Origin of the sequence: Streptomyces sp. NPDC058671, assembly GCF_042716475.1 — a bacterium.
Classification (GTDB): Bacteria; Actinomycetota; Actinomycetes; order Streptomycetales; family Streptomycetaceae; genus Streptomyces.
Genome location: NZ_JBHXSA010000006.1, coordinates 222,930 through 245,166, shown reverse-complemented (window position 1 = coordinate 245,166; position 22,237 = coordinate 222,930). Strand labels below are relative to the sequence as shown.

Below are 22,237 nucleotides of genomic sequence, written 5' to 3'. Positions count from 1 at the left end.
CCCGCCCGGCGCCCGGCCCGCAGGTCGGCCACCCCCGGCGTACCTCCGTACCACCCCTTCGTGCGAAAGGAGTTCCGCTCCGATGCCCCAGCTGTCACCGGTCGCCACCGCGACCGCCACCGCCGCCACCGCGACGGCCACCGTCGCCGCCTCCCCCCGGATCCGCGCGATCACCCTGCACGCCGACGGTCTCCCCCTGTCCGCCCTGCTCGCCGAGCCGGTGGACGTGGCGCCGCGTGCGGTCCTGGTCGCCCTGCACGGGGGAGGCATGCGCGCCGGGTACTTCGACAGCCGCGCCCTCCCCGGCCTGTCGCTGCTCGCGCTGGGAGCCCGGCTCGGCTACACCGTGCTCGCCGTCGACCGGCCCGGTTACGGCCTCTCGGCCGCGCGGCTGCCCCGGGGCCTGGCTCTGGAGGACTCGGCACCGGTCCTGCGGGCCGCCCTGGCGGACTTCTCGGCGCGGTACGACACCGGGGCCGGGTTCTTCCTCGTCGCCCACAGCTACGGGGGCAAGTCCGCCCTGGCGGCCGCCGACGCGCTCGGCGACGCGCTGATCGGCCTGGACATCTCCGGGCTCGGCAGCCGCCTCGCCGTCGCCCCGCACCAGCTGCCGGGCCCCGGCGGGCACGGCGAGTGGCGCAAGCACTGGGGCGCCCTGCGCCTCTACCCGCCGGACGCCTTCCGGCTGGGTCAGGCGCTCATCTCCCCCGTCCCGGAGATCGAGGCGGCGCAGGGTCCGGCGTGGCCGGAGGTGTATCCGGAGCTGGCCGCACGGGTACGGGTGCCCGTCCGGTTCACGTTCGCCGAGCAGGAGCAGTGGTGGCGGTACGACGAGGAGGCGGTGGCCGACCTGATCCGGCCGTTCGTGTCGGCCCCGGTGCGGGTCGACCACCAGCCCGACGCGGGCCACAACATCAGCCTCGGCTGGGCGGCCCGCACGTACCACCTGCGGGTCTGCGGATTCCTTGAGGAGTGTCTCCTCGCACGCGACGCGGCTCTCCCGAGGCGCCGTCCCGCGGGGGCCGCCGTATGAACACGGGAGGCACCATGCAGTACCTCACCCTCGACCACGACCTGCCCCTGCGCTGCACCCCTCTGCTGCAGCGCCCGCCCGTCCTCGCGGTCCCGCCACCGCCCGCGCCCACGGGCCCGGCGCGGACGCCCACGCCCCGGAATCCGGAGCGCCCACCGCGGCCCGCTCTCCTGGCCGGTGAGGACCTGGACGCCCCCGACCAGCACATCTTCCGCGGCACCGACTGAACCCCGTCACCGCTCCGCCGCCCCCGAACCCTGGCCCCGGCGCTCACCGCCCGGTCGAGCGGGGCTGGGTCGTGGGGATGCGGTGGGTGAAGAACAGGGCGACGAGTGCGGCGAAGGCGAGAACGGCGAGTGCGGCGCGCAGCCCGTCGAGCCGCGCCGCGGCGTTCGCGTCCAGCGCCTCCCGCGTCAGGCTCTCGCTGGTGCCTGCCTCGTCGAGTGCGCTCTTCAGCTGGGCGTCGGAGAGGAACGGCACACCGCTCTGGAGCTCGACGGCCGTCCTGCTCTTCACACTGGCCGGAACCGCCGGATTCTGTTCCACGCTCGCCAGGAAGGACGAGGTGAGCGAGGCGATCAGGATCGATCCGGCGAGTGCGGTGCCGATCGAGGCACCGAGGTTGGTCACGGCGTTCTGGACGCCTCCGACCTCCGCGCTCTGTTCCTCCGGCAACGCGGAGACGGTGACGGATCCCAGCTGGGAGGCGAGTGCGCCCATCCCCAACCCGATCAGGAGCATGGGGACCGTGACCACCTCCGCGCCGGCGTCCGCGTCGAGTGCGGCCATCAGGGTCACCGCGCCGAGGAGCAGCGCGGTGACCCCGCTCCGCACCACCCGCCGGGGTGAGACGTCCGGGAGGAAGCGCGGGATGAGGACCGCGGCGGCGAGCAGGGTCACCGAGAGCGGCAGCAGCCGGACACCCGTGGCGAGCGCGGACAGGCCCAGGGCGACGGAGAGGTAGAGCGGGACGACGAAGAACACGCCCATCTGGACGAGGTACTGGAAGAAGAACATCGTCAGCCCTCCGTTCAGCTGCTTGTTCTGCAGCACGGCCGGGTCGAGGAGCGGTTCCTTGCGCCGGTGGACGAGACGGGCCTCCCAGCGGAGGAACAGCCACGTGACCCCGGTCCCCAGCAGCATCAGCCACACCGTCAGGGAGACCCCGAGCAGTGCGGGCGCGTCGGGTTGGGGCTGGAACCAGCCCCACTCGCCCGACCGGAGCACCCCGTAGACGAAGCTTCCGAGCCCGAGGGCGGAGAGCACCGTGCCGACGAGGTCGATGTGGGGCCGTTCGTCGCTCACCGCGTCGGCGATCGGGCGGGCGAGGAAGAGGATGCCCAGGACCACGAGGACCTCGCCGGCGAACACCCAGCGCCAGGAGAAGTACGTCGTCGCGACACCGCCGACGAGCGGGCCGACCGCGATGGCGATCGCGCCGGCCGCGGCGACCAGCCCGTAGGCGGCGGGACGGCGCTCCGTGGTGAAGTTGCCCGCCACGAGCGCCACGATCGCCGGAAGGATCAACGCGGCTCCGATGCCCTCCAGGAACGCCCAGCCGACGAGCAGGACGGGAAGGTTGGGGGCGAGGGCGGTGGTCAGGGAACCGCACCCGTAGACGACGCACCCGATCATGAACGCGCGCTTGCGACCGATCAGGGCCCCGACCTTGCCGCCGGGGATCATGAACATCGCCATCACGAGGGTGTAGGCCGTGATGGCCCCCTGGATCCCCGCCACCGTCGTGCCGACGTCCTCGGCCACCGTCGCGATGGAGACGTTCATGACGGAGCTGTCGAGCGCCATCAGGAACTGACCCGCGGCCAGCGTCAGCAGGACGAGCCGGGCCTTCGCAGAGTCTTCGGCCGTGCCTTTTTGTGATGCCATGACCGTATTGTTGCCGCGCGTCGGGGTCGCTCCGCGCGACCCGCCGTGCGCGGCGGCACGCGGTCGTCTCCCCGTCGGCGGAGTCCGGCGGCCCGGCGGCCCGGACCGAGGCGGCCCGGCACGTCCGGGTCACGCTGCCGGCAGTTCCTCCGCGGGGAGCCGGCCCGCGCGTACCGCGTCCACCAGGGCTCGGTGGTCACGCTCGTTCTGGTCGGCGTACGCCTCCGCGAAGGCGGCGAGGGCGCGGTCGAACGATTCGCCGCCGCCCAGATAGGCGGCGATGGCGATCCGGTCGCCGGACCGCGCGTGCGCACGGGCAAGCGTGGCGCCGCACAGTTCGCCGAACGCCTCCATGCGCCTCGGGTCCATCGTCTCCGGCATGGCGATGCCCTTCCAGTCGCGCAGCTGTCGCACGTAGAAGTCCCGTTGCCTGCCGTCGATCCCGTCCACCCGTTCCCAGCCGAGGAGGATGTCGCTCGTGGCCTGCATCAGCCGCTGGCCCGAGACGACCCGCTCGCCCTGGTTGTGGTAGCGGCTCGCGCCGACGTACGGGGCGAGTACGGAGGTGTCGGCCTCCTTGGCCTGGAGGAAGAGCGGGTCCCGGTCGTCCCTGCCGAGCAGCAGGAAGATCCAGCAGCGGGTGCCGACGCTGCCGACGCCGACCACCTTGCGGGCGACGTCCACCAGGCGGTAGTCCGCCAGGAGCGTGCGCCGGTCGGAGGACAGGGTGCGGCCGTACCGCTCGATCAGGCCGCGGAACTGGCGCTCCAGCGCGCCGCGCTCGACGTCCGGCAGCAGGTCGCCGATCGGGACGAGCAACGGAGGGTCCGCCGCGATCATGGGCTTGCCGTCGACCGAGTGGGTGACCTTCGCGAAGGCCTGCAGGCTGTCGCGCGAGCGGGCCTTCTCCATGGCGCGGGCCAGTCTCTTCCGTCCGCTCTTGTGGAGCCGGTCCGCGCCCAGCCTTTCGAGGCCGGCCGCGTCGATCTTCGCGTACCAGACGTCGATGGAACGCATGCTCCCGAAGCGGATCATCGCCTCGCGGTACGAGCGGACCGTCGAGCGGACGATGCGAGCACGCTCGCCGTCGTCGAAGCCGTTCGCCCGGCCCGCGATGACGAAGCTGGCCGACAGCCGCTTGACGTCCCACTCCCAGGGCCCCGGATGCGTCTCGTCGAAGTCGTTGATGTCGAACATCAACTGCCTCTCGGGCGAGGCGAGCAGTCGGAAGTTGAGCAGGTGGGCGTCTCCGCACAGCTGGGCCGTGAGACCGGAGCGCGGGGTGCCGGCCAGGTCGGAGGCCATGATCGCGGCGGCGCCGCGGTAGAAGCGGAACGGGGACTCGGTCATACGGCCGTAGCGGATCGGTACGAGCTCGGGGAGCCGTGTCGCGGACTGCGCCTCCAGGATCGTCAGCGGGTCGGTCCTGTCGGCGGACGGCTGGTACACGGCGTGGCCGGACCGCGGTGAGCGGCGCCGGGCCTCCTTGCCGAGCGCGGCGCGTTCCGCGGGTGTGGCGTGGCGTGCCGCGCGCATCGCCGGGGTCGCGTTCTGGGGCATCGCAACGTCTCCTGCCTGGCTCTGGCGACCGTTCGGGACATTCGGCGCCGGGCCGTTCGGACATCCGGCGCAGGGCTCTCGGGACGTCCGTTCGGCCCGGCCGGCCCGAACGGCCCGCGGCCATCGTCCGGCTTCGCTCAGGCCTTCTTGGGGGCGGACGGCTCGGCGCGCCGCCCCGCCTTTGCCTTGGTGCCGGTACCGCTCCGGGCGGTGCCGGCGGTGCTCCGCCCGGGCTTGGCGGGCGTGCTCTTCCGCCTCCGCGCGGTCTTCTTCTCCGGGGCCGTCGCCCCCTGCGACGGGGCTCTCCGGCCCGCGGTCGGCCAGGTGAACTCGATCTCCAGCTCGACCTCCCCGTCGCCGATCTCGACCTCCACCTCGCCGCGAAGGTCGTCGGGAATCTGCAGGCTCAGTGTCCCGAGGCCGAACTCCATGTCGACCTCGCCGCCCTTCCGCAGCGCTTCCGCGAGCGCCGCGAGCTGATCGGCCGCCTCAAGGCGTGACATCGAACGCTTCTGTTCGAACTTGAGATCCTTCATGTGCCGTTTCCGATCCGGTAGGAACAGTGGATGGCACCCGTGCGGGTGCGGGTCTGAGGGCCCGGGCGCCGGAGACGCACCCGCCGGACCCGGTCAGCTCGCGAGGACCTTGGCCTTGGCCTGAGCGAACTCGGCCTCCGTGATCGCGCCGCTGCTCCTGAGGTCGGCGAGCCGGGACAGCTCCTCCGCGTGGCCGCCGCCGCTCCCGGCGGTCTCGCGCACGTAGGAGCGGAACTCCTCCTCGTTCCGGCGGACCCTGCTCATCTCCCGTTCGCCCATTCCGCGCCCGCGGGCGATCAGGTAGACGAACACGCCCAGGAAGGGCAGCAGGATCACGAAGACGCTCCACCCCGCCTTGCCCCAGCCGCTCAGCGCGTCGTCGCGGAAGATGTCACCGATGACGCGGAAGAGCAGCATGAACCAGAGGACCCAGCAGAAGATCAGGAGCATGGTCCAGAACATGTTCAGCAGCGGGTAGTCCACCGCCAGGTGCACCGTCGAGTCGTTCATGGCCGATCTCCTGCCGGTCGTGACGGGCCGTGGCCACCTGAACGCAAGCCGTGGCCCGGAGGGACGAACTGACTCCAGCGTGCGGCGCGGCCGGGTCTTCCGCATTCCGGGCCGGGAACCGGCCGCAGGATCACCCGCCCGGCGGACACCGGCGCCACGCCGTCCTGGAGGCCGGACCGCCCGGCCCGTGCGACCGCCCCTGTCCGCGGCCGATCCGGCATCGGCGGCGGACAGGGGCGTGAGCGGTCAGTACGTCAGGATGCCCGGGTCCGACACTCCCGGCGTGCCCGTCTCCACGTGGCCCGCCAGGCGGCGGAGGTAGTCCGCGTTCGACGGGGTCGTGATCGTCACGTCGTACCAGCGGCCCGAGGCGCTCAGGGGGACGGTGTGGGTGACCGTCGCGCCCTTCGGGACGGACACCGTCTGGGGGGTGCCGGCGTAGGCGTTCCTCACCGTCAGGGTGACGGCGGCCGGGGTGGCGTTGGTGAAGGCGAGGTCCAGGTTGCCCGTGGTGGCGTTGTGGCGGGCCGTGACCTCCGGGGTCACCGTCTTGCCAGGGGCGCGGAAGCGGCGCAGGAAGCCGTTGGGGCCGTGGACCGTGAGGTCGGTGAGGCCCTTCGAGTACGTCGTGTTCCAGGTGTCCGAGAGGGACTTGTTCGCTTCGGTCGTGTACGTCCACGGCGCGTCCGTGCGGTTCGCCGACGTCACGTAGAACTGGGCGCCGGCCGACGGGCCGCCGCTGAAGGTGAGGCGGAAGACGCCCGCCGTGGTGTCCGCCGCCCCGTCCACGTAGGGGGCGTACTTCAGCGGGCGGGTGCGCTTGCCGCCCGGCTCCTGGCGGGGCATCGTGCCGACGGCAGGGGCGGTGGCGAGGAAGTCGGGGTGGCGGGCCCGGTCCGGCGGGTAGTAGCCGTCGGTCGGGGGCAGCGGGGCGGCCTGGGTGTCCGTGCGCGTGAAGTCGAAGGCGGAGGTCAGGTCACCGCAGACGGCCCGGCGCCACGGGGAGATCTGCGGCTCGTGGATGCCGAAGCGCCGCTCCATGAAGCGGATGACCGAGGTGTGGTCGAAGGTCTCGGAGCAGCTGTAGCCGCCCTTGGACCAGGGCGAGACCACGATCATCGGGACGCGGGGGCCGAGGCCGTACGGGCCCGCGACGTAACCGGTCTTCCCCGGGAAGTGGTCGAGGGCGGTGGGCGTCGTGGAGAGGCCCTGGGCGGCGGAGGCGGGGGCGTACGGCGGGACGACGTGGTCGAAGAAGCCGTCGTTCTCGTCGTAGGTGATGAACAGGGCGGTACGGGCCCACACGTCCGGGTTCGAGGTGAGCGCGTCCAGGACCTGGGCGATGTACCAGGCGCCGTAGTTCGACGGCCAGTTGGAGTGCTCGGAGAAAGCCTCGGGCGCCGCGATCCAGGAGATCTTCGGCAGTCGCCCGGCCTGGACGTCGGCGCGGAGGTCGTCGAGGTAGTTGTCGCCCTTCGACACGTCCGTGCCCGTGCGGGCCTTGTCATACAGCGGGTTGCCGGGCTGGGCGTTCCGGTAGGTGTTGAAGTAGAGCAGGGAGTTGTCGCCGTAGTTGCCCCGGTAGGCGTCGTTGATCCAGCCCCAGTGCCCGGCGGCGTTCAGGCCGTCGCCCGTGTCCTGGTAGACCTTCCACGAGACGCCGGCCGCTTCGAGGCGCTCCGGGTACGTCTTCCAGCCGTATCCCGCCTCGGCGTTGTTGAGGACGGGGCCGCCGCCCGTGCCGTCGTTGCCGGTGTGCCCGCTCCAGAGGTAGTAGCGGTTGGGGTCGGTCGAGCCGATGAACGAGCAGTGGTACGCGTCGCAGACCGTGAAGGCGTCGGCGAGCGCGTAGTGGAAGGGGATGTCCTCACGGGTGAGGTACGCCATCGTGGCCGGGGTCTTGGCGGCGATCCACTGGTCGTACCTGCCCTTGTTGAAGGCCTTCTGCCCGCCCGCCCAGTCGTGGTTCAGGCCCTGGAGGAACTCCATGCCGAGGTCGTCGCTCGGTGGCCGGAAGGGCAGGGTGACCTTTCCGGCGTTCGCCTGGTTCCAGACCGACTTCCCGCTGGGGAGGGTGACGGGACGCGGGTCGCCGAAGCCCCGTACGCCCTTCATCGCCCCGAAGTAGTGATCGAAGGAACGATTCTCCTGCATGAGGACGACGATGTGCTCGATGTCCTGGATCGTGCCCGTGGAGCCTTGTGCCGGGATGGCCGCGGCCCGCGCGATGCTCTCGGAGAGCATCGCGAAGGCGGCGGTGCCGCCCGCGAGTTGAAGGAACCGGCGACGGTCGAGGTCGGCCATGGGGGAGTTCTCCTCCGGTGAGTACGGGCACGGGTCGGGGTGCGCGCGGGTGGCCGGGTGCCTTCCCGGCGAGCGCCCCAAGGACAGCGCCCGCGGGTCACCGCCCGGCGGCCGTCCCATGACTGCCCGCGGTACGGCGGGCGAACCCCCCGTGCCGCTGTGTGAAAGCCCCGGTGCGCGCGGGCGCATCGGGGCTTTCACATGAGAGGAGAACTCGCCGCTCTTCAGCTCTTCCGCTCTTCAGCTGTTCAGCTGTCTCGCTCGTCCGGCTGTCCGGCTGTCCGGCTCTCCGGCTGATCGGCCGTGCGGGCTGCTCCGTCGGACGGTCACTCGACGACGAGGTCGACCTCGATGTTGCCCCGGGTCGCCTTCGAGTACGGGCAGAACGCGTGGGTCTTCTTCAGAAGGGCGGCGCCCGCCTCGCCCTGGAGGTGGTCCGGGAACTCGGCGCGCATGACGACCGAGAGGCCGAAGCCGCCGTCCGCCGGGTCCTTGCCGATGGAGACCTCGGCGGTGATCGAGGCGTCGGAGATGTCGATCTTCTCCTGGCGGGCCACCACGCCCATCGCGCTGGCGAAGCAGGCCGCGTACCCGGCGGCGAAGAGCTGCTCGGGGTTGGTGCCCTGGCCGTTGCCGCCGAGGGCCTGGGGGTGGGCGAGGGGGAGGTCGATGTGGCCGTCGGAGCTGACGGCGCGGCCCTCGCGGCCGTTGGCGGTGGCGACTGCGGTGTAGATCGCGTCCATGGTTCTTCCGTTCCTGTCCTCGGGGTGCCCCGGTGCTGTCGGCGGGGCCGGTGCCGTGCTGGCTGCCCTCTATTGATAGCGCACTATTCAGTTGTGCACAACTCAATCGCGCGTGAGGTGTCCTCGCGTATCCTGGACGCATGGAGACGCTCGACACGGTCCCGGACGAGGAGTTCCTCCGGCTCGACCACCAGATCTGCTTCTCGCTGCACGCAGCGACCCGCGCGTTCAACGGCGTCTACCGCGACGCGCTCAAGGAGCTGGGACTCACCTACCCCCAGTACCTCGTCATGCTCGTCCTCTGGGAGCACGGCGAGCTGCCCGTGAAGGGCATCGGCGAGCGCCTCCGGCTCGACTCCGGCACCCTGTCGCCGCTGCTCAAGCGCCTGGAGGCGGCCGGATACGTCGAGCGGCGCCGCAGTCCCGAGGACGAGCGGTCCGTCACCGTGAGGCCCACCGCCGAGGGGGCCGCGCTGAAGGCGAAGGCTCTTGCCGTACCGCGCCGGATCGCCGCCGCCACGGGCCTGGACCTGGAGGAGATCCGCGATCTGAGAGGACGGCTCGACGCCCTGGCCCTCCGGCTCGACGGTGTCGACCCGGACGACCTGGCGCCCTGCGGCTAGAGCGAACCCCGCGCGCCGCCGCCGCACCGAGCGGGAGGAGCCCGCACCGTCCCCGAACCGTAAGGATCAATATCCCACCCCGCCCCTATACTCTCCCCATGCCCGACGACATCACCATCCGGCGCGCCACCGCCGACGACGCCAAGCGGCTCACCCGGCTCGTCCGGACCTCCCGGGCCTATCGGGGGGACTACGCCGCCATGGTCGACGGGTACCGGATCGGCGGGTCGTACATCGAGCACCACCCCGTCTTCGTCGCCGTCGACACGACCGACCGCGTGCTCGGGTTCTACGCGCTCCTCGTCGACGAGGCCGAACTCGACCTCGCCTTCGTCGCCGACAGCGCCCAGGGCCTCGGCATCGGGCGGCTGCTCATGACGCACATGACCGGGCAGGCCGGGGCCGCCGGACTGCGGACCGTGCGTGTCGTCTCGCATCCGCCCGCCGAGGAGTTCTACCTGCGGACCGGCGCCGTCCGCACCGGGACCGTGCCGTCCACCGGGCACGTCCACTGGGACCGCCCCGAGCTGCGGTACGAGATCGCGTGACCGCCACCGAAGAGGCCCAGGGCCGTCGCAGGCTCTTCGCCGACCTGACCCCGCTGCGGACCTCCCCGCACTACCGCCGCCTCTGGTTCGGGAGCACCGTGTCCTGGGTCGGCCAGGGCATGACGACGCTCGCCGTCTCCCTCCAGGTGTACGACATCACCCGCTCGCCCTTCTCCGTCGGGCTCGTCGGCCTGTTCTCCCTGGTGCCGCTCGTCGTCTTCGGCCTGTACGGCGGCGCCATCGCCGACACCGTCGACCGTCGCAAGCTCGGTCTCGTCAGCGCCTGCGGCTCAGCCGTGCTGTCGGCCGCGCTCGCGGCCGCCGCGTTCGCCGGCTTCCACCGGGTCTGGTTCCTCTACGCGATCGTCGCCCTCCAGGCCGTGTGCGCCGCGCTCAACGCGCCCGCCCGCTCCTCGATGATCCCCCGGCTCCTGCCGCCCGAGCAGCTGCGCGCCGCGAACGCGCTCAACTCGATGGTCACGACCTTCGGCATGCTCGTCGGACCCGGCCTCGGCGGCCTGATCGTCGGACTCGCCGGCTACCAGACCGCGTATCTGATCGACGCCCTCGCCTTCTCCGCGAGCCTGTACGCGATGTGGCGGCTCCCGCCGATGCTGCCGGACCGGACGGGGAGCAAGCGGGCCTCGGTCCTCGACGGGCTGCGGTTCCTCGCCACCCGTCCCAACCTGCGCATGACGTTCCTCTCGGACTTCTGCGCGATGATCCTCGCCCACCCCCGGGCCCTGTTCCCGGCCATCGCCGTCCTCTGGTACGGCGGTGACGCGAAGACCGCCGGACTCCTGGTGGCGGCCCCGGCGTGCGGGGCGCTCCTCGGCGGGGTCCTCTCCGGCTGGCAGGGCCGTATCCGCCACCACGGGCAGGCCATCCTGATCGCCGTCGCCTGCTGGGGCACCGCCGTCGCCGCCTTCGGGCTGACCCGCAACCTGTGGCTCGGGCTGTTCCTGCTCGCCCTCGCGGGCTACTCCGACACCGTCTCGATGATCTTCCGGAACACGATGATGCAGGTCGCCGCCCCGGACGAGATGCGCGGCCGGCTCCAGGGAGTGTTCATCGTGGTCGTCGCGGGCGGACCGCGGCTCGGTGACTTCCTCGCGGGCTCGGTCGCCGACCTCACCTCGCCCGCCGTCGCCGTGACGGGCGGCGGAATCGCCTGTGTCCTCGCGGTCGGCGTCCTCGCCGTGTACGGGCGCGGTTTCCGCCGGTACGACGCGCTCGACCCGACTCCGTGAGCAATTCTCCCCGAACGGTACGTCCTGTTCTGGCGGTTCGCCGCCACGGCGCATAACCGCCAGGAGTGACCGGAGCCAACTCCCCTCTCCAAGGCCGAGACTCCTCGCGGACCCGGAAAACACCCCCGACCCCGGGTCCGCGAGGAGTTCGAACGATGACGTCGAGGTCCACACCCTTCGACAGAGGGAGGGCCGCGCTGCTCGCCGCGGGCGTCTCCCTCGTGATGCTCTCGGCCGGGCAGACCGCCGCCGCCGGGACCACCGTCCCGGCCGTACCGGACACCTTCAAGGCGGCGGCGAGCGCCACCGTCACCCTCGTCACGGGCGACCGCGTGACCCTCACCGACCTCGGCGGCGGACAGCAGACCGTCACCGTCGACCGGGCCGAGGGCGCCACCGGCGCGATACGCAGCCACATCGCCGACGGCCGGGTCACCGTCGTCCCCGACGAGGCCCGCCCCTACCTGGCCTCCGGGGTGCTCGACCCGCGCCTCTTCGACGTCACCGGCCTCGTCGAGCAGGGCGTCACCGGCGAACTCCCGCTCATCGTCACGTACGGCGGCCGGAACGCGCGGTCCGCCGCCCCCGCGCCGCGCGGCGCCGAGACCGTCCGCGCCCTGCCCAGCATCGGCGGCGCGGCGGTCACGGCCACCGACCCCGCCGCCTTCTGGCGCGGATTCACGGCCGCTCCGAACACCCGCGCCGCCACCGCGCCCGCCAAGGTCTGGCTCGACGGCCGGGTCGAGGCCGCCATGGCCGAGTCGAACGCCCAGATCGGCACCCCGAAGGCCTGGGAGGCCGGCCTCACCGGCAAGGGCGTCAAGGTCGCCGTCCTCGACACCGGCGCCGACCTCGGCCACCCCGACCTCGCGGGCCGGGTCACCGAGTCCAGGTCGTTCATCGAGGGCCAGGAGGTCGCCGACCGCGGCGGCCACGGCACCCACGTCGCCTCCACCGTCGGCGGCAGCGGCGCGGCCTCCGACGGCAAGGAGAAGGGCGTCGCCCCCGGCGCCACCCTCGCCGTCGGCAAGGTCCTCAGCGACGAGGGCTCCGGCTCCGAGTCGCAGATCATCGCCGGTATGGAGTGGGCCGCCAAGGACATCGACGCGAAGATCGTCTCGATGAGCCTCGGCTCCCGCGAACCGAGCGACGGCACCGACCCCATGGCCCAGGCCGTGAACACGCTCACCGCTGAGACCGGCGCCCTCTTCGTCATCGCCGCCGGCAACTCCGGCGCCCCCGGCTCCATCGGCTCGCCCGGCGCCGCCGACTCCGCGCTGACCGTCGGCGCCGTCGACTCCGCCGACCAGGCCGCGTACTTCACCAGCCAGGGCCCCCGCTTCGGCGACCAGGGCCTCAAGCCCGACCTGTCGGCCCCGGGCGTCGACATCCTCGCGGCCCGCTCCCAGCTCGTCGAGGGAAGCGGTCTCTACACCTCGATGAGCGGTACGTCGATGGCGACCCCGCACATCGCCGGTGTCGCCGCCCTGCTCGCCGAGAAGCACCCCGACTGGACCGGCGCCCAGCTCAAGGACGCGCTGATGTCGTCGTCGAAGACGCTCGACGCCTCCCCGTACGCGCTCGGCTCCGGGCGGGTCGACGTGGCCGCCGCGATCTCCGCGCACATCACCGCGACCGGCTCCGCCGACCTCGGCTTCGTCGCCTGGCCCTACGCGACGAAGCCGGTCACCAGGACCGTCACCTACACCAACTCCTCCGACACGGCCGTCGAACTGGACCTCGCCGTGGAGGGCATGCCCGCCGGGGTCGCCGCCCTCGCCGACACCGGCCTCACCGTCCCCGCCCACGGCTCCGCGAGCACCACCGTCACCGGCGACGGCTCCAAGGCGCCCGTGGGCCGGTCGTCCGGCCGGATCACCGCGACCGCCGGCGGCGCGCCCGTCGCGCACACCGCGCTCGGCATGGTCAAGGAGGAGGAGCGCTACACCCTCACCGTCCACGTCAAGGACCGTGACGGCGCCCCCGCCCCCGCCTTCCTCGGCGTCCAGAAACTCGCGAAGGACGAGGACCCCTTCCCGGCGACGGTCGGCGAGTCCGGCACCCTCGAACTGCGCCTCAAGCCCGGCACGTACACCGTCGACACCTTCCTCGACGTGCGCGGCTCGCACGGCGCCGACTCCCTCGGCCTCGGGTTCCTCACCGAGCCGGAGATCACCCTCGACCGTGACCGCGAGATCACCCTCGACGGGCGGCAGCTGCGCGAGATCCGTGCCGAGGTCGAGCAGCGCACCGAGACCCGGCAGCTCCTGATGGAGTTCGACCGGGACGCGAACGGCGCCTCCTACGGCGGAGCCGTCCAGGTCCCGCCGCTGTACGACTCGGTCTTCGCGGCGCCCACCCGGAAGCCCGCCACCGGCACCTTCGAGTACCGGACCGTGTGGCGCCTCGGCAAGCCGATGCTGGAGACGACCGTCGACGGCACCCGGCTCTCCGGCGCCACCCCGCAGGCCGGGGCGACGCTCCTGGAGGGCCGCCACCGCCTCGGCCTCGTCGACGCGGGCACCGGCACCCCCGCCGAGTACACGGGGAAGGACGTCACCGGGAAGGCCGTCCTCGTCCGGCTGACCGACGGCGCCGACCCGGTGCGGCTGGCCCAGAGTGCCCAGGACGCGGGCGCCAAGGCCCTGTTCGTCACCGACGACCGGCCGGGCCGCCTCATGAAGTGGTTCGGCACCGCCGACTACGAGGACCGGCCGCTCGCCGTCGCCACCGTCGACTCCGCCGACGCCCGGCGGCTCGCGGCCGGCGCGGCCCGCGGCAAGCGCGTCGACCTGACCGGCACCCGCTTCACGCCGTTCACCTACGACCTGTCCGAGGGACACCCCGGCGCCATCGGCCGGGACCTGGTCTTCCGGCCCGACGAGGACGAACTGGCCACGATCAGCTCCACCTTCCACGCGCCCACCGGACGCACGGAGCTGGGCGGCGAGTTCCGCTACTCGATCACCGACACCTTCCCGGTCGGCTTCGGCTTCAAGGAGCACATCTCCTTCCCGACCGAGCGCACCGAGTACGTCTCCACCGGCACCGGTCAGCGCTGGCACGAGTCCGTCGACCTCGGGGACTCCCTGGAGCAGCGCGGCGGCACCCCGTCCTACCGGGGCGGCAGCCGGGTCGACCTCGACTGGTTCGGCCCCGTCTGGCACCCGTGGCTGGGCACCGGCCTCGGCTGGGGCCAGCAGCGCACCGGCAACGACCTGAGCTTCAACACCCCCGGCTGGGGCGACTCCGGCACCGACCACACCGGCTTCGGCAACGTGTGGAACGACGACTCCATGACCCAGTTCACGGAGGTGTACGTCGACGGCGTCCGCGTCGACCGCAAGATGAGCTCCGGCGCCTACGCCTGGGACGCCCCGGCGGCGGAGGCCACGTACAAGGTCGTCACCGAGACCGCGCTCGACGCGGACCGCTGGCGGCTCGGGACCGAGGGCCGCAGCGAGTGGACCTTCCGCTCCGCCGAGACCCCGTCCGACCGGATCACGTACCTCCCGATGCTCAACCTCGGCTTCGACGTGGACACCGACCTGCACGGCGACGTCCGCGCCGGGGGCAGGCTGCCCGTCGGGATCTTCGCCGAGTACGTCCAGGGCGCGACCGGCACCGGCACCATCGGCGGCGGCACCCTGGAGGTCTCCTACGACGAGGGCGCGACCTGGACGAAGGTCGCCCTCAGGAAGGCCCGCCACGGGGCCGCCTGGAACGGCGAGCTGCGGATCCCGTCCGGCGCGCACTCCGTCTCGCTGCGGGCCGGCGCGAGCGACGACCGGGGCGGCGCGGTGAAGCAGGAACTGATCCGAGCGATCGGCGTGCGGTAACCGAGAGGCACCGAGGCCGGGCCCCCTCCCCGCGGGGAGGGGCACCGACGGCCGGGCCCCTCCCCGCGAGGGGGAGCACACCGACGGCCGGGCCCCCTCCCCGCGAGGAGGGGGCCCGGCCCTCGCGCGTTCACCCCGCTCCCGGAAGCGCCTTCTTCAGGACCTTGCCCATGTCGTTCCGGGGGAGCGCGTCCAGACAGCGCACCACCCGGGGCCGCTTGTGCGGGGCGAGGAGCCGCGCCACATGGTCGGCGAGCTCCGCCACCGCCGGAGGCGTCGAAGGGTCCACCGGCACCACCCAGGCCACGATCCGCTCGCCCAGGTCCGGGTCGGGTTCCCCGGTGACGGCCGCCTCGCGGACGCCGGGGTGGTCGAGGAGCGCGTTCTCGATCTCGCCCGCCCCGATCTTGTAGCCGCCGCTCTTGATCAGATCCGTCGCCTTCCGGCCCACCAGACGCACCGCGCCGTCCGCCTCGCGGACCGCCACGTCGCCGGTGCGGAACCAGTCGCCGTCGAAGGCCGCCGCCGTCGCCTCCGGGCGCCCGAGATAGCCGGAGAACAGGTTCGGGCCCCGCACCTGCACCTCACCGACGGTCTCCCCGTCGTACGCCCCCAGCACCGAGCCGTCCTCGTCCACCAGCCGCAGCTCCACCCCCGCCAGCGGAGTCCCGACGCTCCCCGGGCGCGGCCCGGCGCCCGGCCGCACGCTCGTGTTCATGAGCGTCTCCGTCATCCCGTACCGCTCCACGACCGTCCGGCCCGTCGCCGCCGCGATCCGCTCGTGGTCGTGCACCGGGAGGGCCGCCGACCCCGAGACGAGGAGCCGCGCGCCCGCCATCGCAGCGACCAGCGCCGGATCGTCGGCCAGCGCGTCGGCGAGCCGGTGGTACATGGTCGGTACGCCGAACAACACGGTGCCGCCCCCGGCGCCCAGCTCCCGCGCCACGCCCTCCACCGAGAACGCGCCCAGGTGCCGGACCTCGCCGCCCCGCCGCAGCGGCCCCAGGATCCCGAGGACCAGCCCGTGGACGTGGAACAGCGGCAGCGCGTGCACGAGGACGTCGTCGGCCGTCCAGGACCAGGCCTCGGCGAGCGCGTCCAGCGAGGAGGCGAGGGCCCGCCGGGACAGGACCACGCCCTTCGGCGGCCCCGTGGTGCCCGAGGTGTAGACGATCAGGGCGGGGGATTCGGGATCAGCCGGCCCCGTGGGAGCGGGACCGGCCGGGCCGGTGAGCTCCACGTCGATCCGGGGAAGCCCCGCGAGACCCTCGGGCAGCTCGTCCCCGGGGTCCGCGAGGACCGCCCCGGGCGTGCTGTCCCCGAGGATGTGCGCCAGCTCCCGCTCGCCCGTCCGCGGGTTGAGCGGTACGGCGGGCACGCCCGCGAGCAGGGCGCCGACCACCGCGACCGCGGTGCGCGCGGCCGGCGTGGCCCAGACGGCGACCCGCCCCGCGCCCCCGATCCGGGCCGCGAGGGCCCCGGCGGCCCGCGCCAGTTCCTCGTACGTCAGGCTGTCCGCGCCGCAGCGGAGCGCGGGCCGGGCGGAAGGGGCCGCAAGGGCCGGGAAGAGCGCACTCACCGGTCGTACTCCTCGGGTCGGGGTCGAGGGTTGCCGGAGGCATTCTGCCGGGGTGTCAGGGTCGGCCGGCCGTGACCTTCGTCGCCTCCTGCGTCGGCTCCCCGCCGTCGGGCCGGATCGCGCGCATCCGCCCGTACGCGTACACACATCCGGCGAGCGCCAGGTCGGAGAGGAGCATGAAGCCGATCGAGTACGAGTCCTTGGCGCTGTAGATCGCGCCCATCACCAGCGGCGGCAGGAAGCCGCCGAGCCCGCCCATCGCGCCGACGATCCCGGTCACGCTGCCGACCTTGGCCTGCGGGGTCACCTGGGAGACCAGCGCGAAGACCGAACCGCTCGCCGTACCGAGACCGGCGGCCATCACCAGCAGGGCGACCGTGCCGCCGGGGTTCAGCGGCGGGTCGAAGGCCTGGACGATCGCGAAGAGGGCGACCACGCCGAGTGCGCAGGCCGTGACGACCGCCGGGTGGAGCCGGTCCGAGAGCCAGCCGCCGATCGGCCGGAAGACGACGGTGACCAGGGCGAACCCGGCGGCTTTCGTCCCCGCGTCGGTCGGGTCCAGCTCGTACCAGGTCTTCAGATACGTCGGCAGGTAGACGCCGAACGCGACGATGCCGCCGAAGCCGATCGCGTACAGCGCCGACAGCTCCCACGTCACCCGCAGCCGACCGGCCGAAGCGAGCCGGGTCCCGAGGGACGCCGAGGGCACGGGCCGGTCGGGCCGGTCCGTGATGAGGAACATGGCGAGCACGGCGTACGCGGCGAGTGCGACGGCCACGACGATGAACGGCAGGTTCTCGCCGTGCTCGGCGATACGGGGGGTGAAGTAGCCGGAGAGCGCCACACCGCCCATGCCCATGCCGAACACCCCGAGCGCCAGACCGCGCTTCTCCGGCGGGAACCAGGAGTTCACCAGCGGGATGCCGATGGCGAACGTGGTGCCGCCCAGGCCGAGGAGGAAGCCGACCACCAGCATCAGACCGTAGCTGTCCTTGACCACGATCAGCAGCAGCACCGGGATGATCGTCAGCGCCGAGACGATCGGGAACATCACCTTCGCCCCGTACCGGTCGGTCAGCGCCCCCGCCGGGATGCGGCCGACGGAGCCGACCAGGACGGGGACCGCCACCAGCAGCGACTGCTGGAAGGAGCTCAGTTCGAGCCGGTCGCCGTACCAGCTCGCGAGCGGCGCGATCAGGTCCCATGCCCAGAAGGTGAGCGTGAAGCCGATGGTGGCCATCGCCAGGTTGCGGTAGGCGGCCGCTGACGGGGGAGTGGTCTCGGAGGTCACCCCTCCAGTGAAGATCGGCACGGGTGCGGCGGCGCGCCGGACTGCTCCGTACGGGTGCGCGGACGGCACCCCACCCGGGACCCGTCCGCGTCGTGCGGCGGTCGCCCGTCCGTGCCCTACGGCCAGGTCACCACGGTCGGCGGAGTGCCGTCGTCCTCCACCCGCAGGCGGGCGCCCTCGTCCCCGGCCGACACCTCGACCGTGATCGCGCCGACCCCGGACCGCCGGTGCGCCGCCGCGAGCGCCCCGCGCAGGACGGCGAGGAGCCGCCCCGCCGTCTCCTCGTCCACCAGGGTGTCCACCGCCCCGGCGAAGTGCACGGACGGCTGGAAACCGAGCAGGACCGCGGCCCCGCCGGTCTCGCGCAGCACCCTCCCCCGGAAGGACGTCGGCGCCTCGGCCGGCGGCTGCTGGAGCGCGAAGATGGTCGTACGGACCTCCTGGATCGTCGAGTCCAGCTCGTCTACCGCCCGTTCGAGGAGCGCGTTCTCGTCGGAGGAGCCGGCCGCCCGCCGCCGGGTGGACTCCAGCATCATCTCCGTGGCGAACAGCCGCTGGACGACCAGGTCGTGCAGGTCCCGCGCGATCCGGTCCCGGTCCTCGAACACCGCGAGCAGCTCCCTGTCGTGCCGCGCGTCCGCGAGGACCAGGGCGAGCGCCGCCTGCGAGGCGAACTGCGAGGCGAGCAGCCGCTCCACCGCGCTGTACGGCGGCCCGCCGCGCCGCCGGGGGAGGGCGAGGGTGCCGATGAGCTTCCCGCCGCTCTGCAGCGGCAGCATCATCGACGGGCCGAACCGGGACCGGACGTGGGTGGTCATCCGGGGATCGGTCGCCGAGTCCTCGACGAACACCGGCTCCCCGCCGAGCAGCTGCGCCAGGACGGGGGAGCCGGGCGCGATCGCGGTGCCGACCAGATCACCCGGGTCGTCCGTGGTCGACGCGGCGACGATCTCCATCCCGCCCTCCGGCGTGGGCTGGAGGACCACCCCGGCCGAGGCGCCGGCGAGGATGCGGGCCCGCTCGGCGACGGTCATCAGGGCGTTCGCGGCGGACGCGCCGGTGAGCAGGGCCGTGGTCACGGCGGCCGCGCCCTCGATCCAGCGCTCCCGCTGGCGCGCGGTCTCGTACAGCCGGGCGTTGCCGATGGCGATCCCGGCCTGCGAGGCGAGGACGCGGAGCAGGGCGAGGTCCTCCTCGGTGAAGGGACCCCCGGGCTTCCCGGTGAGGTACAGATTGCCGAAGACCTCGGTGTGGACCCGGATGGGGACGCCGAGGAAGGTGCGCGTCTCCGGGTGTCCCGCGGGGACACCGGAGGAGCGCGGGTCCGCCGTCGGGTCGTCGAGCCGCAGCGGCTGCGGGTCCTGGACCAGGACGCCGAGCAGCCCGCTGTGGCCGTCGGGGAGACGGCCGATCCGCTGCCGGTCCTCGTCCGTCATGCCGGAGGTGAAGAGCTCGGTGATCCGGCCGCGCTCGGGGTCGACGACCCCGAGCGCGCCGTAGCGGGCCCCGGTCAGCTCGGTGGCGGAGTCCACGATGTGCTGGAGGGTGGTGCGGAGTTCGAGATCGGTGCCGACGCTGAGGACCGCTTCGAGCAGCATGGGCAGCCGGGGCGTGTCCGGTCCCGCGTCCGTGTCCTCATCCATGATCGCCATGGTCTCATTGTCGTACGAATCATGAGGTTTCGTCGGCTTGTGTCCCATGTCGGTCCGCCGCTCGGGCCCCCCTCAGTCCACGCGGCTCTCTCCGCCCACACGGCTCTCCTCGGCGAGCGGGTCCCGCTCCGACAACGGGTCGAGGACCATCGGCTGCACCTTGCCCTCCAGCATCGCCCCGAGGCCCAGGACCGCGCAGACGTCCGGGCGTTCGGCGATGTGCACCGGCATGCCGGTCGCCGCGCGCAGCATCTGGTCGAGCCCCGGCAGCAGCGCGCTGCCGCCCACCATCATGATCCCGCGGTCCGCGAGGTCGGCCACCAGATCCGGCGGGCAGTCCCGCAGCACCTTCCCGATCCCGTCGAGCACCGCCGTCAGCGGGGTGTGGATCGCCTCCCGTACGGCGGCGGTGTCGACGGTCACCGAACGGGCCAGGCCCGTGGCGACGTCCCGGCCGTGGATCTCGGTCCAGGCCGGACCGTGGGGTGTCAGACCGTTCCCGCTGAGGGCCAGCTGGAGCGGGCGCACCGACTGGCTCGGCAGCATCAGCTCGTGGTGGTGGCGCAGGTGCTGGATGACGGCGTGGTCGATGGCGTCACCGCCGACCGGCATCCGCTCCGCCGTGACGATCGCGCCGAGCGAGAGCACCGCGACCTGCGTGGTCGCCGCCCCGCACACCATGATCATCGTCGCGGTCGGCTGCTCCACCGGCAGACCGCAGCCGACGGCCGCCGCGATCAGCGTGTCGACCAGCTCGACCCGGCGCGCCCCGAGACCGACGAGGGTCTCCACGGCGGCCCGCTGCGCGAGCGGGTCGCTGTCGTGCGGGGTGCAGGCGGCGGCACGCAGCCGGGGCTTGCGGCGCAGCTGGCGGCGGAGCTTCTCGCCGAGGAGATGACGGAGCATGCGCTGCGCCATCTCGATGTCGACGACCGTGCCGCCCGACACGGGTCTGACGACCCGGATGTAGTCGGGGGTGCGGCCGGTCATCTTCTCGGCCAGCGCGCCGACGGCGATCAGCGCTCCGGTACGGGTGTTGACGGCGGCGACGCTGGGCTCGTCGACGACGAGTCCGGCGCCCTTGACGAAGACCCGGGTGCGGGCGGCACCCAGGTCGACGGCGACATGGCAACGACGCAGCTGCTCAAGGCTGACGGTCACGACGGATCCTCCGGAGTGCGGTGCTGGCACGGGCGAGGTGTTTCGCGGTCCTGGTGGAATCGTCCGGCCGTCCGGGGCGCGGCGCGCGCTGGGATGCGCCGCCCGGGGCCCGGCCCCGCGCGGCCTCCGGGTCGTACCGAAGCGGGAGAATCGCGACGCACCGCCGCCCACCTGCGGCTTCCTCACAGGATCCTCACGTCCGCGCCTACCTGTGGCCGTGCCCGGCCGCATAGCCTGCGGGGCCCATGGACTACTGCCACGCGTGCCGGCGGCATCTCAACGGGGCCCTCGCCTGTGCCGGGTGCGGGACTCCCGTCGAGGAACTGCGGTACGAGACCCCCCACATACCCGCCTGGACACCCGTCCAGCAGGCCCCTCCGACCGAACCGGCGCGCCCGTCCGTACCGGCGCAGTCGGCACGGTCGGCGCAGCCTGTGCAACCGGTCGAGCCCGTGCGGCCGGTCGAGCCCGAGCACGTCTACGAACTCGACTACGAACTCGACGTCGTCGAGCTCCCGGGTCGTGCGGCCGGTGGGCGCCGTGCCGCCCGGGGCCGCTCCGGCGACCGGGCCCGCTCCGGCGACCAGGCCCGCCGCGCCGCCGGTGGCCGGTCCGCCGCTCGGGGGAGCAGGCGGGCGCGGGGCCGCCGGGGCCGCACGGTCCTGGTCGGGACGCTGGGTCTGGTGCTCGCCGCCGGGTCGCTGACCCTGGCCCGCTTGGCCTTGGAGGAACCGGAGGCGCTGGGCGCCGCCACGGCCGTCGAGGAGCAGGAGGTCCCCGAGGTCACGGTCTCCCCGGAAGCCGTCGAGAGCGCCGACCTCCCGGACGGCTCGGGCCCCTCTCCGGTCTCGCAGACGCCGACGCGGCCCCGCCGAGTGAGCGCGGAATCGGGTGCGGGGCCGGGTACGGGCGACGGCCCGGGCGCGAGCGCGGACTCCGGCGCGGGCTCCCGTCCCGGATCCGGGACGGGATCGGGTACGGGGCCCGGGACCGGACCCGGCCCCGGTACGGGAGACGGGGACGAGGGAGCTCCAGCGGAGTCACCCTCCCCGCCCTCCACCGATCCGGCGTCGCCGTCGTCCACCCCCACCGCGACGGCGTCCGCCACGGAGAGCGGGGCGACCCCGTCCCCCACGTCGACGACCGGCGGCCCCGCCCCGTCGACGACCGCGCCGACGCCGACCGCCACCCCCGCACCGCCGAAGCCGGAGCCGACCTGCAGCTACTTCCTCTGGTGGTGCGTCTAGGGCTTCTCCGGCCCCCCGGTCAGGCCTCGCCCAGCATGCGCTTCAGGAGGTCCCGCAGGAGCGTGCGCTCGGCGTCGGTCAGCTCGCCCAGCGGCTCGCGGGCGAAATCGAGGGACTCACGGAGCCGACGGGCCGTGTCGCGGCCCTGCTCCGTGGGGGCGGCCAGCTTCACGCGGCGGTCGGCCGGGTCCGGGCGCCGCTCCACCAGGCCCCTGGCCTCCAGGCGGTCCACTATCCCGGTGATGTTGGACGGCTCGCACTTCAGCTTCTTGGCGATGCGGCGCATCGGCAGCGGGTCGAGCGAGAGCAGGCCGAGGACCCGGGCCTGGGCGCCGGTCAGCGAGTGCTGCGCGGCGGCCTGCTCGTACTCCTCGTAGTAGCGCGCCACGACGGAGCCGATCAGCTCGACGACTTCGACGGTCAGCGGGTCCGTGCGTGAGGGGGCCATGGGGCACATCCTACCCAGATACTTGA

At 73.1% G+C, this 22,237-nt stretch carries 18 protein-coding genes; 7 read left to right on the top strand and 11 right to left on the bottom strand.

The features are described 5' to 3' along the window. Positions 1–82: 82 nt before the first annotated feature. Together ACFWV2_RS10285 and ACFWV2_RS10280 are read left to right on the top strand one after the other, a co-directional pair. Complete coding sequence (locus tag ACFWV2_RS10285) at positions 83–1,033, top strand: alpha/beta hydrolase (protein ID WP_384404519.1); 951 nt, start codon at positions 83–85, stop codon at positions 1,031–1,033. Positions 1,034–1,047: 14 nt separating this feature from the next. Then, positions 1,048–1,260: a hypothetical protein gene (locus ACFWV2_RS10280; protein ID WP_384404517.1), complete on the top strand. Its 213-nt coding sequence runs from the start codon at positions 1,048–1,050 to the stop codon at positions 1,258–1,260. A 43-nt stretch (positions 1,261–1,303) separates the two neighbouring features. Here ACFWV2_RS10280 and ACFWV2_RS10275 read toward each other — a convergent pair whose 3' ends face one another. The 6 genes from ACFWV2_RS10275 to ACFWV2_RS10250 form a co-directional block, all read right to left on the bottom strand. Then, the gene (locus ACFWV2_RS10275) at positions 1,304–2,920 is read right to left on the bottom strand and encodes an MFS transporter (RefSeq protein ID WP_384404515.1); all 1,617 of its coding nucleotides are present in this window, start codon (positions 2,918–2,920) and stop codon (positions 1,304–1,306) included. A 129-nt stretch (positions 2,921–3,049) separates the two neighbouring features. Beyond that, the gene (locus ACFWV2_RS10270) at positions 3,050–4,480 is read right to left on the bottom strand and encodes a DUF2252 domain-containing protein (RefSeq protein ID WP_384404513.1); all 1,431 of its coding nucleotides are present in this window, start codon (positions 4,478–4,480) and stop codon (positions 3,050–3,052) included. Positions 4,481–4,617: 137 nt separating this feature from the next. After that, a complete protein-coding gene (locus ACFWV2_RS10265) occupies positions 4,618–5,016 on the bottom strand; it encodes an amphi-Trp domain-containing protein (protein ID WP_384404511.1) in 399 nt (132 codons plus the stop codon). Positions 5,017–5,109: 93 nt separating this feature from the next. Next, positions 5,110–5,526 (bottom strand): SHOCT domain-containing protein, encoded by a 417-nt coding sequence (locus ACFWV2_RS10260; protein ID WP_384404509.1) that lies wholly within the window; start codon positions 5,524–5,526, stop codon positions 5,110–5,112. 246 nt (positions 5,527–5,772) lie between these two features. Beyond that, positions 5,773–7,830: a phosphocholine-specific phospholipase C gene (locus tag ACFWV2_RS10255; protein WP_384404507.1), complete on the bottom strand. Its 2,058-nt coding sequence runs from the start codon at positions 7,828–7,830 to the stop codon at positions 5,773–5,775. Between the two features lie 326 nt (positions 7,831–8,156). Beyond that, positions 8,157–8,573 carry an organic hydroperoxide resistance protein gene (locus tag ACFWV2_RS10250; RefSeq protein ID WP_384404505.1) on the bottom strand — a complete coding sequence of 139 codons (417 nt, stop codon included), beginning with the start codon at positions 8,571–8,573 and terminating at the stop codon, positions 8,157–8,159. Positions 8,574–8,713: 140 nt separating this feature from the next. On the opposite strand from ACFWV2_RS10250, the gene ACFWV2_RS10245 reads away from it, so the two are divergent. The 4 genes from ACFWV2_RS10245 to ACFWV2_RS10230 all read left to right on the top strand — a co-directional run bounded on the left by ACFWV2_RS10245 (position 8,714) and on the right by ACFWV2_RS10230 (position 14,833). After that, positions 8,714–9,196, top strand: a complete 483-nt coding sequence (locus ACFWV2_RS10245; RefSeq protein ID WP_384404503.1) for a MarR family winged helix-turn-helix transcriptional regulator — start codon at positions 8,714–8,716, stop codon at positions 9,194–9,196. Between the two features lie 98 nt (positions 9,197–9,294). Further along, positions 9,295–9,744 (top strand): GNAT family N-acetyltransferase, encoded by a 450-nt coding sequence (locus ACFWV2_RS10240; protein ID WP_384404501.1) that lies wholly within the window; start codon positions 9,295–9,297, stop codon positions 9,742–9,744. After that, positions 9,741–10,994, top strand: a complete 1,254-nt coding sequence (locus tag ACFWV2_RS10235) for an MFS transporter (protein ID WP_384404498.1) — start codon at positions 9,741–9,743, stop codon at positions 10,992–10,994. Before ACFWV2_RS10240 ends, ACFWV2_RS10235 begins: the two co-directional genes overlap by 4 nt. A 155-nt stretch (positions 10,995–11,149) precedes the next feature. Next, positions 11,150–14,833 carry a S8 family serine peptidase gene (locus ACFWV2_RS10230; protein ID WP_384404496.1) on the top strand — a complete coding sequence of 1,228 codons (3,684 nt, stop codon included), beginning with the start codon at positions 11,150–11,152 and terminating at the stop codon, positions 14,831–14,833. A gap of 130 nt (positions 14,834–14,963) precedes the next feature. Here ACFWV2_RS10230 and ACFWV2_RS10225 read toward each other — a convergent pair whose 3' ends face one another. The 4 genes from ACFWV2_RS10225 to ACFWV2_RS10210 form a co-directional block, all read right to left on the bottom strand. After that, positions 14,964–16,412 (bottom strand): acyl-CoA synthetase, encoded by a 1,449-nt coding sequence (locus ACFWV2_RS10225; RefSeq protein ID WP_384404494.1) that lies wholly within the window; start codon positions 16,410–16,412, stop codon positions 14,964–14,966. A gap of 55 nt (positions 16,413–16,467) precedes the next feature. After that, on the bottom strand, positions 16,468–17,652 hold the full coding sequence (locus tag ACFWV2_RS10220; protein WP_384404661.1) for a nitrate/nitrite transporter: 1,185 nt from the start codon (positions 17,650–17,652) through the stop codon (positions 16,468–16,470). A gap of 167 nt (positions 17,653–17,819) precedes the next feature. Further along, positions 17,820–19,355 (bottom strand): GAF domain-containing protein, encoded by a 1,536-nt coding sequence (locus ACFWV2_RS10215; RefSeq protein WP_384404492.1) that lies wholly within the window; start codon positions 19,353–19,355, stop codon positions 17,820–17,822. A gap of 72 nt (positions 19,356–19,427) precedes the next feature. Then, entirely contained in the window at positions 19,428–20,516 is a 1,089-nt protein-coding gene (locus ACFWV2_RS10210) for a rod shape-determining protein (protein WP_384404490.1), read from the bottom strand. Positions 20,517–20,761: 245 nt separating this feature from the next. Here ACFWV2_RS10210 and ACFWV2_RS10205 point away from each other — a divergent pair, with 245 nt between their 5' ends. Further along, a complete protein-coding gene (locus tag ACFWV2_RS10205) occupies positions 20,762–21,763 on the top strand; it encodes a hypothetical protein (RefSeq protein ID WP_384404488.1) in 1,002 nt (333 codons plus the stop codon). A 19-nt stretch (positions 21,764–21,782) separates the two neighbouring features. On the opposite strand, the gene ACFWV2_RS10200 is transcribed toward ACFWV2_RS10205, so the two are convergent. Continuing rightward, entirely contained in the window at positions 21,783–22,211 is a 429-nt protein-coding gene (locus ACFWV2_RS10200) for a MarR family winged helix-turn-helix transcriptional regulator (RefSeq protein WP_384404486.1), read from the bottom strand. Positions 22,212–22,237: the final 26 nt, after the last annotated feature.